Source organism: Deltaproteobacteria bacterium (assembly GCA_020848905.1).
Taxonomy (GTDB): Bacteria; Myxococcota_A; Polyangia.
Map to the genome: position 1 here is coordinate 322510 of JADLHG010000004.1, position 11632 is coordinate 334141.

The 11632-nt window shown below is 70.1% G+C and carries 9 protein-coding genes and 1 tRNA gene; 2 read left to right on the forward strand and 8 right to left on the reverse strand.

Annotated elements, in window-relative coordinates:
• Window positions 1-31: 31 nt before the first annotated feature.
• The 4 genes from IT371_02105 to IT371_02120 all read right to left on the reverse strand — a co-directional run bounded on the left by IT371_02105 (window position 32) and on the right by IT371_02120 (window position 4285).
• A complete protein-coding gene (locus IT371_02105) occupies window positions 32-856 on the reverse strand; it encodes an SDR family oxidoreductase (protein MCC6746420.1) in 825 nt (274 codons plus the stop codon).
• A gap of 85 nt (window positions 857-941) precedes the next feature.
• Window positions 942-2417, reverse strand: coding sequence for a hypothetical protein (locus IT371_02110; protein MCC6746421.1), 1476 nt, complete (start codon window positions 2415-2417; stop codon window positions 942-944).
• Between the two features lie 173 nt (window positions 2418-2590).
• Complete coding sequence (locus IT371_02115) at window positions 2591-3418, reverse strand: 3'(2'),5'-bisphosphate nucleotidase CysQ (GenBank protein ID MCC6746422.1); 828 nt, start codon at window positions 3416-3418, stop codon at window positions 2591-2593.
• Window positions 3419-3427: 9 nt separating this feature from the next.
• Window positions 3428-4285 carry a 3-keto-5-aminohexanoate cleavage protein gene (locus IT371_02120; GenBank protein MCC6746423.1) on the reverse strand — a complete coding sequence of 286 codons (858 nt, stop codon included), beginning with the start codon at window positions 4283-4285 and terminating at the stop codon, window positions 3428-3430.
• Window positions 4286-4485: 200 nt separating this feature from the next.
• On the opposite strand from IT371_02120, the gene IT371_02125 reads away from it, so the two are divergent.
• Window positions 4486-4559 (forward strand) — tRNA-Met (locus IT371_02125).
• Between the two features lie 315 nt (window positions 4560-4874).
• Here IT371_02125 and IT371_02130 read toward each other — a convergent pair.
• Both IT371_02130 and IT371_02135 read right to left on the reverse strand, forming a co-directional pair.
• On the reverse strand, window positions 4875-5726 hold the full coding sequence (locus IT371_02130; GenBank protein MCC6746424.1) for an IS3 family transposase: 852 nt from the start codon (window positions 5724-5726) through the stop codon (window positions 4875-4877).
• Between the two features lie 212 nt (window positions 5727-5938).
• On the reverse strand, window positions 5939-6886 hold the full coding sequence (locus IT371_02135; protein MCC6746425.1) for a class I SAM-dependent methyltransferase: 948 nt from the start codon (window positions 6884-6886) through the stop codon (window positions 5939-5941).
• Window positions 6887-7490: 604 nt separating this feature from the next.
• On the opposite strand from IT371_02135, the gene IT371_02140 reads away from it, so the two are divergent.
• Window positions 7491-9116, forward strand: a complete 1626-nt coding sequence (locus IT371_02140) for an ABC-F family ATP-binding cassette domain-containing protein (protein ID MCC6746426.1) — start codon at window positions 7491-7493, stop codon at window positions 9114-9116.
• Here IT371_02140 and IT371_02145 read toward each other — a convergent pair.
• Window positions 9113-10063 (reverse strand): hypothetical protein, encoded by a 951-nt coding sequence (locus IT371_02145; protein MCC6746427.1) that lies wholly within the window; start codon window positions 10061-10063, stop codon window positions 9113-9115. The genes IT371_02140 and IT371_02145 overlap by 4 nt on opposite strands.
• Window positions 10060-11619 (reverse strand): hypothetical protein, encoded by a 1560-nt coding sequence (locus IT371_02150; protein MCC6746428.1) that lies wholly within the window; start codon window positions 11617-11619, stop codon window positions 10060-10062. The genes IT371_02145 and IT371_02150 overlap by 4 nt, the downstream gene beginning before the upstream one ends.
• Between the last annotated feature and the right edge of the window lie 13 nt (window positions 11620-11632).

Genomic DNA, 11632 nt, shown 5'->3' on the forward strand with positions numbered 1-11632 from the left:
GCAACACGATCGGCCTATTCCGTGCCGGGCCCTACGCGCCGTCGCGCGGTAGCGAGGCCGGAGGCTCGGGCCGGCCGATCGTTCGGACCGAAAAGAAGCCGATCAGCCGACGTGGGACGAGTCGGGTCAGAAAGCAGATGACGCGGTTCGTCCAGCCGGGGATGACTACGCGGCGTCCGCGGAAGAGCCCGCGCAGCCCGACCTCGGCGACGCGGGCGGAGGACATGAGGGTGCGGCGCACGGTCGGCGACAGGCGTTGCTGCGCCACGTCGGAGAACTCCGTGGCGGTCCCCCCCGGACAGAGGCAGGTGACGTGGACGTTCGATCCGACGAGCTCCGCCGCGAGGGCCTCGCTGAAGGAGAGCACGTAGGCCTTGCCCGCGGCGTAGTTCGCGAAATAGGGCACGGGCATGAAGGCGCCGATCGACGCGACGTTCAGCACGTAGCTCGCGTGCGCGGCGGCGATCCGGCGCTCTAGGAAGCGATAGGTGAGCTCCGTGAGGGCGCGCACGTTGAGCTCGAGCATGCCCCTGTGCCGTTCCCACGGGGTGTGAAGGAAAGCCTGGTAGTCGGCGAAGCCGGCGTTGTTGACCAGCACGGCCACGTCGCGCGCTTCGGAAAACGCGCGCTCCGTGACGACGGTGGCCGCACTGCCCTCGGAGAGATCGAGGGGCAAGGGCTCCACCTGGACGCCGTGGGCCGCGGTCAGCTCTGCGGCGAGGCGCTCTAGCCGGTCGGCCCGGCGCGCGGTGACGAGCAGATGCATCCCTCGGCGGGCGAGGGCGCGAGCGAGGGCCTCACCGATCCCGCTCGACGCGCCCGTCACCACGGCCCAGCGGCCCTTCAGCTCCTGCATCCTGACTCCTCCGCGAGACGCGTTTCCGGGCGGTGCGACCGAGGCTCGGTGCGGAGGAGGACGGTACAGCGAGGCATGCGTGGTGTCAGCCCCCGACGGGATGGGTGAGCACCTTCAGCCCGGGGCAGGCCGCCTCGAGCATCTGGCCGGTGCGCACGAGCTGCTCGGGCGTGGGCTGGTACGAACCCGAGTTATTGTTCAGGTGGAGGACGTAGCCGCTCTCCTGGTGCTCGATCCAGGCCTCGCCCGCGAAGCGCACGTCGTCGCTGTAGCCGGAGAGGAGGACGTGCTTGGAGAGTACCCAGTCCACCGCCTTCTTCTTCACGTCGAGCAGCGTGACGACGATGCGGTCGCCGGTGATGACCAGGTTGTACTTGCGCGGGCGCGCCTCCGTGTGCGGCAGCATCATGGCTGCGAGCGCCTGCGGCGTGAAGGTGCCGACGTCGTCGTAGCGACGCGCCAGGTGGTCTCGGATCGCCCGGACCGTCCTGCGCGAGAAGAGCACATCCCGCTTGAGCCGCGTGAAGAGGTTCGCTTCCCGCTTGGGGAAGGCGACGAGCCGGTCCGGCAGATAGGCGTCGATGGCGACCTGGGCGCGGTCGGGGACCGCCTCCCAGAGGACGTGCTGACCCCAGACGCGGCGCAATACCGCTCCGAGGCGGCTCGGGTGCGAGAGCCGGAGGCGCGTGGTGGAGTTCATGGTGGCGGCGGCGTCCACCGGCGCCGGCTCGAGCTCCCGGGGGGCCAGGATCGGCGCGGGGGCGTGCTCCTTCTTGCCGCGCGAGGTGAGGCCCTGGACGAGCTTCTGCACCAGGCGGAATGGGCTCGACAGCTCCTTGCCGGCGACCGATGCGATGTAGTCCTCGAGCGGCTCGGCGGTGGTGCGGATGAAATCGAGCTGGACGGGGCGGCCTTCGAACTCGAGCCCTGCATCCAGGATGCGCCGGAAGAGCGACGTCGGTCGGTAGTAGCGGCCGAGCCCTTTCCCGCCGGAAGTGAAGCCCGCCGTGGCTAGGACGCGGCCGTTGGCGTTCGCGCAGCTCCAGTGCCGGTCGCCGGCGTGCTCGGTCATCGCGGTGCGCAGGGCGGTGACCGCGTGCTCCGGCAGGCCGCGAAAACGGACCAGGACCCCCGACTGCACGCGCCCCTTGGTGTCGGCGACGTAGGCCGCCTGTCGCCGGAACATGAAGGCCGCGAACTTGACGTAGCCCTGCCGGTCCTCCGACGGGATGGTGAGGTAGACGTTCGGCTTGCCGAAGCCGAGGAACACTTCGTTCGGGCCGGCGAAGAGCTCGCGGATCGGGAAGAGCTTGAGGCCATCGAAGGGCGTTTCCTGAACGCCGCGGCGGAGGATGGCGTGCTGCGGGTCGTAGTGCGCGTCGACGACGTTCTGCGCGCGATGCCGGTAGAGCTGCTGCGGCCGAACCACGGCCCCGGCGCGGAGGCCGTCGAGCGGAGAGGGGGAGGCGCCGGCGAGTTGGGCCGGGGCCGCGTAGGCGGGCAGGACCGCCCAGAGCACCAGGATGGCGGGGAGCAGGCGTCGCGTCAGACGGGTACCCATGGCGTGCAGCCTCCGTGGCGTCGGATAGCAACCTTCGAGCCAGGGTCCTTGCGCGGAATCCCTCGCGTCTTGGTGTGGCCGGGCTGGCCCCTCGCACTGCCAGACGTGGCCGCTGGCGCCAGCGCGTGCGCACCGACGTGGGCAGGCCGGTCAGGGGCGCGGCCTGGGGCCGCTCAGGAGGGCCTGGGAAAAATCGGGGCGATCTGCTCCAGCACGGCGGCGTGACAGGCGCCGTTCGTGGCCAGGATGCCGCGGAGGACTCGGAGCTGATTCGGATCGTCGTAGCGGAGCGGATCCCCGAAGAGGTCGGTCATGCGCCCCCCGGCGAGGGTGAGCACGGCCTCCGGCGCGCAGATGTCCCAGAGGCGACAGTGGCTGTCGGGATTGATGTAGAGCTCGCGAACTCCCGCTGCGACGAGGCCCACCTTGAGCCCGACGCTCCCGACGTTCAGCTCGTCGGAGATCTGCAGCTTGTCCTTCACTGCGTCGATGCGAGGGCTTCGATGCGACCGGCTGGCGACGAGGCGCGCCTGCGCCGGATCCGCGATGGCGGTGGGCACGAGGGGCGCCCGCTCCGTGCCGTGGCGACGGAAGCTGCCCTGGCCCACGGCGGCCTCGTAGCTCAGCCCCGTCGCCGGCTGGTAGACCACGCCCAGCACGGGTTCACCGTCGATGAGAAGGCCGATCATCACCGAGTACCCCTCGCGCCCGGCCACGAAGTCCCGCGTCCCATCCAGCGGGTCGACGAGCCACACCCGCCGGTAGGTGGCCCAGCTGGTCTTGTCGGCGTGCTCCTCGGCCAGGATCCCGTCGTCCGGGAAGTGCGCCCGCAGGCCCGCGAGGACGACCTCCTCGGCGGCGCGGTCGGCCTCGGTCACCGGCTCGTTGCCGGCCTTCCGCTCCACGGCGAGCGGTTGACCGAAGAAGCCGCGCAGCACCGCGCCGGCTCGCTCTGCCAGCTCGACTGCCAGACGCAGCTCGCGGTCCAGGTCCAGCGTCACGCTCGGTCTCTACGCCGCGCTCTCGAGGCCGAGCAGGCGACGCGCCTCCTCGGGCGTGGCGGGTTCGCGGCCCACGTCGCGCGCCATCTGCGCCGCCTTGGCGACGAGGTCTCCGTTCGAGCGGGCCATCTCGCCGTTCGGGAGGTAGAAGTTGTCCTCGAGACCCACGCGCACGTCGCCGCCGAGGGAGAGCGCGGCGGCCACCATGAGCCACTGCTCCTGGCTCAGGCCGATGACCTTCCAGGTGGAGCCGGCGGGGACGTTTTGGGCCTGAAACGCCAGATGCTGCGCGGTGGCCTTCATCCCGCCCACGACGCCGAGGATGAAGCTGAAGTCGAGCGGGGGCTTCAGGGCGCCCATCTCCAGCAGTACCTCGCTTCCGGCCACGTGGCCCGAGTCGAAGCATTCGAGCTCGGGCTTCACCCCCGAGGCGTTCATCTTCTCGAGCAGGAACAGGATGTCCTTGTAGGGGTTGGCGAAGACCATGTCGAAGACGAAGGTCTTCCGCCGCGCGCTGTACTTCGCGTAGGTCAGCGAGCCGGCGTTCAGCGCGCCGATCTCGGGGCGGTAGCCGGTGATGTGTCCCACCCGCTGTTCCATCGGAATGCCGATCGCCCCGGTGGAGAAGTTCAGCAGCAGGGGGCAAGCGGCCCGGATGGCGTCCGCGATCTCTGCGTAGCGCTCGGGGCGAAACGAGGGAGAGCCGTCGTCCTCGCGCGCGTGGATGTGCACGACGGCGGCTCCGGCCTCGTAGCAGCGTTTCGCCTCGGCGGCGTACTCGGCCGGGGTGTAGGGGATGGCAGGGCACTGCTGGCGGTTCGCCAGCACCCCGGAGATGGCGTTGGTGAGGATCACCTTGTCGCGCATAGCAGCTCGCCTCGTGCAGGATTCCTTGCTGGATCGATCGACGACGGCGTCGTCGGGGCATCACACAATGGCGCGCGCGTACCGGTCAAGGCGAAACGAGCCGGCGCTCGCCCACTCCTTCCCCCCACGGGCGCCCAGGCTTTCTGCGCTGGCGACTTGACATCCCGATCCGTCTGGCATAAGTACTGGCCCGTCGTTGGTGCGGGGTGGAGCAGCCTGGTAGCTCGTCGGGCTCATAACCCGAAGGTCCCTGGTTCAAATCCAGGCCCCGCTACTGAAGAAGAATGAGAAAGCCCGTCGCGGACCCCCCCGGCGGGCTTTCTTGCGTCAGGAGGTCGTTGCACACCTGATGCGTTTTCGATGGGAACGAACCGGGCGAGGGCAACACTCGCCGCGAACCGGGCTCGGGTACAGGTTCTGGCCGCTCCGCTGTCTCCTCCCGCGGATGCTTGCCCTCGCAGACCGGCTTGGTGGCGATGCGCGTGAAGGTCTGGGCGGCGAATACCGCGATCTCGAGGGGGCCGAACCAGACGCGCCGGTAGCGCCGGGTCAGCGCCTTGGGCTCGATCCGATCCCGTGGACAGTTGTCCTACGCCGCCAACCTGCACCGTGCAGCTCGCTCATACTGAGCCGGGCTGAGGTAGTCGAGCGCCGAGTGCCGGCGCGTCGGGTTGTAGAAGCACTCCATCGCGGCGTTGTCGTAGCAGTTGCCGCGTGGGCTCAGGCCACGGCTGATGCCGTGCGCGGCGAGGATCTTCTGCTGATCCTCGCCGGCATACGGGCCTCCTTGATCGGAGTGGTAGACCAGACCACCACCTGGGCGCCGACGGCGCAGGGCCGTGTCGAGCGCTCGGATAACGAGGTGGCGGTCGTTTCTCGCGCTGAGCGCCCATCCCACGACGAACCGCGAGTACAGGTCCACGATCGTCGCGAGAAAGAGCTTTGAGCGACTTGGCCCGATGAGCAGCTCGGTCGTGTCACCGACCCAGCGCGGGTTGGGCGCGGCCGCCTCGAAGTCCTGCTTTAGCAGATTCGGCGCGATGGGTTGGGTAGGATCGCTCACCGTGGTGCACTCGTACCGTCGGCGAATCCGGGCGACGAGGCCCTCCTCCTGCATCGGACGGCTGACACGCTCGCGGCTGACGCGGGTCCCGCTGTCGCGCAGCTCGCGGTGCATGCGTGGGCTCCCGTAGTCCCGTTGCCCAACCCCGCGTGTGCGGCACGAACCTGGACGCGGAGCTGATCGTCGCGCCGCGCACGCTCCGACCGCGGGCACGCCCTCCAGGCGTGATACCCCGAGCGCGAGACGCCAAGGCCCCGTCTTTCCCTTGCTGCGGTCGGCTCGTGCGTGCCTGACCCAGAGGGACAACGAGCTCGCCGGCAGGTCCAGATCTCGGGCTACCTGGGCGATGCTCTTGCCCTCGTCTGGGACCAGCCGCACGGCCCCCGCCCTGAACTCGTCCCAGAAAGTCCCTTCGTCCCCTGATCCATCCTCGCCCTCGTATCCACCTTTCGCGTGGCGTCTACGAGATCGGGTCCAGCCCAGTGTGAGCCGCGCGTGCACGACGACGGGCTTCTGCTGATCAAAGAGGACGGCCTCTCAGCCTCGTTGACGCGCCCGCGGCACCAGCGCGGCGCCGCGAGCGGCTCGGGTCACTCTGCTGAGCTGCTGGCAGCGCCGCTGCGGGGCGACTTCTGCAAGACCAGGGTGAACGACACAAACGGATTGTCGGGGTTCGGCGGTACGGCCTTGACCACGGTGAAGCCCTCCGCAGTGGCCAGCGATTCCCATTGGGCACGGGAACGCAGTTGACGCGGTGGCGGATAGTCCGGCGAATCGCCGTAGGCTGCTATCAGCAGCTGGTGCAGGGCCTGCAAGAAGCGAACATCCGCTGCGCGGCCTGCGTCGTGATCGCGAATCAGCAAGCACCCGCCGGGCCGGAGCACCTGGTAAGCCTTGCGGAGCACCGATGCTGGATTCTTTGTGTGGTGAAGCACCATGACCAGCGTGGCCGCATCGATCGACTCGGGCGGCAGCGGGATCTGTCCTCGGCCGTTGTACGTGATCGAGGTGACGTGGGGCGAGGCCGGCGGAGGGCTGAGGTCGAGCGCCCAGGCATGCTGGGGATCGAGGCGCCAACGTCGCGCCAGCTCCTCGGCGATCGCGCCGTCGCCACTGCCGATGTCCAGGAAGCGCCGTGGTCGGCCGGGGATCAGGTTGGCCGCGTGGTCCGCTTGCGCGGCGGCCCGCTCGTCGCGGTAGCGCTGTCGCGCCGCGGCGAGATCTTGGCCGCCGCGGGGGATCGTCAGCTGGAGCATGTGCAGAAGCTCGAGGCTCTGCAGAGGGGACTTCATCAGCTCGTCGAGGCGGGGGACCCAGGCTTCGGCCCCGACAATGGGGGTGATGACCTTGATGGCCTGCGACCGCTGAACGGGATCCGCCCAGACGCGGACCAGCGCGCGCGCCGTGACGTTGGCGGGGCGGGTCTGGGCGCAGCTGACCCCGGGATCCCGCGCCGCCTGGCTCGAACCGCCTGCCCCGGCCGTGCCGAGCAGGAGCCCGTACGCCACCAGCAGGCTGGCCGGGAATCGAGCTCTCATCTCGCGGCCACCCCGCCGGTGCTCAGCGGGATCTGCTCACCAAGCATGTTCTCCTCACCTCTGATGGAGCCCGGCCGAATTGCACAGTGCGTGCCAGGCCCCTCAGACCAAAGACGGCCTTTTCTCGACGTCCGCTCGCCGGCTTGCCCAACGGGGTACGCGACGCTGGCCAGTGCGGTAGCCAGGGACTGCCCAGCGCCGCGCGAGCATGGCGCCTGGTCCACACCAGGAGCTCCCCACCAGACGGCAGAACCATGCCCAGGAGTTCCGGCCGACGGAGAGCCGCGACCTCCTTCTTTGGTCGATCGGTGCTCACCGTAGCCTGTGCTCCCGCCGGCGAGCTCGCTAAGCCGGAGCGACATCCGGTGCAATTCCTCATCGCCTTCGCCGTCAGGAGTCACGATCTCCACGCCTGCCTGGCGCGTACCGCGGCGTCCCTGGGGGGCTTCACGCGGACCAGGGTCCCGAAGGACACCTTTCTCCTGACCTCCGGGACACGCGCGGAGCGTTCGGCGCTCGTATTCGCCGAAGACCCGACGGCGGGCGGCCTCGTCCTGAGCCGACCACTCGAGTTCCGCCGCGGTGCGATGCTAGACTCGGCACGATGATCCGTCTCGACAACGTCTCCGCCCGCCACGGGCGACAGATCCTGCTCCTCGACGCATCCCTCGCGGTCTTCGCCGGTGAACGGGTAGGCCTGGTGGGCCCCAACGGCTCCGGCAAGTCCACCATCTTCCGGATGATCGTCGGCGAGGAGAAGCCCGACGGTGGGCAGGTCTCCAACGATCGCCAGGTGAGCATCGGCTACTTCGGCCAGGACGTGGGCGAGCTCCAGGGGCGTACCGTCCTCGCCGAGACGGTGGCCGGGGCAGGGGAGGTCGCCCGGGTCGGGGAACAGCTCCACGAGCTGGAGCGCGCCATGGCCGACCCGGAGCGGGCCGACGATCTCGAGGCGTTGATCGAGCGCTACGGCGAGGCGCAGGGACGCTTCGAGACGCTGGGCGGCTACTCGCTCGAGGCGCGCGCGCGCTCCATCCTGGCCGGGCTCGGCTTTCGGCCGGAGGCGGTCGAGGCGGATACGGCGGAGCTCTCCGGTGGCTGGAAGATGCGCGTGGCTCTGGCCCGCATCCTGCTCATGCGGCCAGACGCGCTCCTCCTCGACGAGCCGACCAACCACCTGGACATCGAGTCCATCATCTGGCTCGAGCAGTTCCTCCGCGACTTCCGGGGCGCGCTCCTCATTACCTCGCACGACCGGGCCTTCCTGAACCGGGTGGTCACGCGGATCGTGGAGATCGACGCCGGCGAGCTGCGTAGCTTCTCCGGCAACTACGACTTCTACGAGGCCCAGCGGGAGCTGCTGGAGACCCAGGCCGAGGCCCAGTTCGCGCGCCAGCAGGCGATGCTGGCCAAGGAGCACGCCTTCATCGAGCGGTTCAAGGCGCGCGCCAGCCACGCCGCGCAGGTGCAATCGCGGCAGAAGAAGATCGACAAGATCGAGCTCGTAGAGCCACGGCGTCGTCGCAAGCTGCCGCGCTTCGACTTCCGTCCCCCGCCCCGCTCCGGAGAGGACGTGGTCAGCCTCGAGGCGGTCGACAAGGGCTATGGCGGCCGACCGGTCTACCGCGGCCTCAACCTGCTGCTACGAAGAGGCGAGCGGTGGTGTGTGATGGGGGTGAACGGCGCCGGCAAGTCCACTCTGCTCAAGCTGGTCGCCGGCGCCGCGCAGGCGGATGCCGGGCGGGTCACCCTGGGACCCAGCGTGAAGCTCGGCTACTTCGCCCAGCACGCCATGGAGCGGCTCGACCCGGAGTTGACCGTCGTCGAGACGCTGCGAAGGGCCTTCCCCAGTGCCGGCCTCGGAAGCATGCTCTCGCTGGCCGGCGCGTTCGGCTTCTCCGGCGACGAGGTGGAGCGGACCTGCCGCGTGCTCTCGGGCGGCGAGAAGGCCCGGCTGGTGCTGGCGTTGATCCTGTACGATCCGCCCAACTTCCTGGTCCTCGACGAGCCCACCAACCACCTGGACATGGCGTCCAAGGAGATGCTGCTCGCCTCGCTCTCGAGCTACGAGGGCACCATGCTGTTCGTTTCACACGACCGGGCGTTTCTGGCCGGGCTGTCGAACCGTGTGCTCGAGATCGACGGTGGCGAGGTCCGCCAGTACGGTGGCGGCTACCTCGAGTACGTGGCACGGTCGGGTCACGAGGCCCCCGGGGTGGCGACGGCCTAGTGAGGACGTCCCCGCGTCAAGCGGCCCTTTTCGAAGGGCCCCTCCACGAGGGCGCGCCACTCGAGGTCCCGCATCTCGATCGGATCGGCGTTGCTCCCCACGGCGAAGTAGCGCTCCCCCGCGGCCGTCTTGGTGCGTCCGAAGCGGAAGTCCCGGCAGCGCCCGTCCTTGAGACAGAGGGTGGCGAAGGCGACCGGCGGATCGAGGCCCAGAGCCTTCAGGTTGGTCGGGGCCGGAAAGCCGAAGCTGGTTCGGGCCGTGATGACGCCCGGGATGTCGTCCAGGTCCGCCGCGGCGCGCCCATCGGCGCTCTTCCATTCAGCGCCCGCACGGACCAGTCGATAGGACGCCGTGCCTCTGACGGTCACGGACGCCTCCTGGTCGTGGCCGCTCACCCAGAGCCCCGGCGGACGGAACTCGCCGGGGTCGGGGATCTTGGTCGACAGCTCCACCGGCGAGACCAGGAACTCGCCGACTCCGTCGACGGTCACCGGGATCGGTTGTCCCAGGGGGGCGGGCCAGGTCGAGAGACGGCGCCGCACCCCTTTGGCGGTGGTGAGGTGGATCTCGAAGGCGAAGGTGCCAGCACGAGGCGCGTCGCTTGGTCGCGCCGAGAGGAGCTGCGGAGCGGCCAGAGCCTGTAGCAGGCGGTCCACCGCGTCGGGGTCCGCTTCCCCGCGATGCGGTGATTGCATGATCCAGAGGCCCTGGCCGCGGCGGCGAACGACCGCTCGGTGCTCGGGTTCGCCGGCGACGGTGCGGCGGATGTCTATCTCTACCAGGTCCCTGGTCAGGTCCGTTGGCCACGTGGGAGGCGTCTCGGCCACAGGCTGGTGGGCGTCCGAAACGGGGTGGGTGCGCCGGCAGCCCGAGGCGGCGAGGGCGAGGCCGAGGGCGAGGCCGAGGGCGGCAGACGTGGCGGCTCTGTGTGGTGGGTTCTGCGTCATGGTTTCCTGAAGGGATGAGCGGCCAGGAGGGCGCTCGCGGCGTCGTTACGGCCTGTTGCCCGCAAGGCCCGCGCGAGCAACAGGACGGTCTCGTGCGCGACGTCCGCTCGGGCCACCTCGGGGGTCAGAAGACGGATGGCCCCATCGGGGTCGCCCCGGGTGACGGCGACCGCGGCGAGGTTGTGCACGAGCTCGCGGCGGGACGCCTCGGGCGGGCGTCGCTCCAGGGCCTCCACGAAGGCGAGCTCGGCCTCCACCGGGCGGTTTTGCGCCAGTCTCACGAGTCCGAGGTTCTGCAGCGCGGCGGCCTCATCGGAGTACGAGAGTATACCCGGCGTCTTGGCCGCGGCGGCCTCGTAGGCCTTGGCCGCGCCCGCGAGGTCGCCGGCTGACCTTCGAGCATCTCCGACGTAGAGCGCGGCCTCGCGGCACTCGGGGCGGCCGGCCAGCTCCGGGGCGAAGAGCGTCTCGTCGCTCCGGTAGCGCCTGGACTCCACCAGCGACGCGCCCCCCAGCACCGTCAGGGCGACGGCAAGTATCACCGAGGCGGGGCGGCGATGGCGCTCCGCGACGCGCCCCAGGACCATCGCTCCGAAGGCGAGGGGCAGGTACAGGTAGTGCGGCGACCAGAAGCGGGGGGCGGGCACGAGCTGCAGCGATGGAAGCAAGGCCAGGGCGAAGAGCAGCGCCGGGCCCCGCTTCCAGCATCCGACGCCGAGCAGGCCCAGGGCGACGGCGAGGCCCAGGAGCGCGGGAGCAGACGCCAGCCCCGTGACCGGGAACGCATCGCAGAACCGGAAGTCCACCGGGGCGGCGAGGGCCAGGGCACTCTTCCAGAGCGCCGCCAGGCGCGTCCCCACGGCGTCGCCTGGCGAGAGGGGCGGGGCGAAGGCGCGCCATGCGGGGGCGAAGACCCAGCGAAGGGCGAGCGCTGCGGCCAGAGCCGCCCCTTCGCTCAGCCACAGGGCCCACCTCCCTTTGACGGTGCGCTGCGTCCACTCGAGAGCGGCGATCACGAGGGGGCCGAGCACGAGGGCCGTTTCCTTGGAGAGCCCTCCCGCGAGCATCGCCACCCCCGCGAGGAGTGGGCGACGTGTGCGGTGGGCCCAGACGACCCCGAGGAGCGCGGCGGTGGCGAGCGAGTCGCCTCGATAGACGATCTGGTTTGCGACGAGCGAGGTGACGGGGTGGACGGCGAAGAGCAGCCCCGCCGCGAGCGCGCCGCTCCGCGCGGCGCCAAGGGAACGGGCGGCCGCGACCACGGCCACCGCGCAGAGAGCGTGCAGGGCCAGGCTGGTAGCGTGATAGGCAACCGGGCTTCCCCAGAGCGAATCGAGCGAGAGCGTCAGGGCCGTGAGCGGCCGGTAGAAGCCTGTGCGGGCATAGCCCCGGGCGAAGAGGTCGAGCCACGCGGCCGGCGGGGCCAGCGCGGCGCCTGCCTCCAGGTCGCCGTGATCCAGCCACACGAACCCGTTCCGGAGCGCGAAGAGGTGCGAGGCGATGGCGGCGGCGGCTACCAGTCCGCCGTCCCTCAGGTGCGCGAGGCGCTCGTTCATTCGCGGAACATCA

Bases quoted from the DNA above. Each gene is read 5' to 3' on its own strand.
- IT371_02105 (MCC6746420.1), bottom strand. From the start codon at position 856: ATGCAGGAGCTGAAGGGCCGCTGGGCCGTGGTGACGGGCGCGTCGAGC.
- IT371_02110 (MCC6746421.1), bottom strand. From the start codon at position 2,417: ATGGGTACCCGTCTGACGCGACGCCTGCTCCCCGCCATCCTGGTGCTC.
- IT371_02120 (MCC6746423.1), bottom strand. From the start codon at position 4,285: ATGCGCGACAAGGTGATCCTCACCAACGCCATCTCCGGGGTGCTGGCG.
- IT371_02135 (MCC6746425.1), bottom strand. From the start codon at position 6,886: ATGAGAGCTCGATTCCCGGCCAGCCTGCTGGTGGCGTACGGGCTCCTG.
- IT371_02140 (MCC6746426.1), top strand. From the start codon at position 7,491: ATGATCCGTCTCGACAACGTCTCCGCCCGCCACGGGCGACAGATCCTG.
- IT371_02145 (MCC6746427.1), bottom strand. From the start codon at position 10,063: ATGACGCAGAACCCACCACACAGAGCCGCCACGTCTGCCGCCCTCGGC.
- IT371_02150 (MCC6746428.1), bottom strand. From the start codon at position 11,619: ATGAACGAGCGCCTCGCGCACCTGAGGGACGGCGGACTGGTAGCCGCC.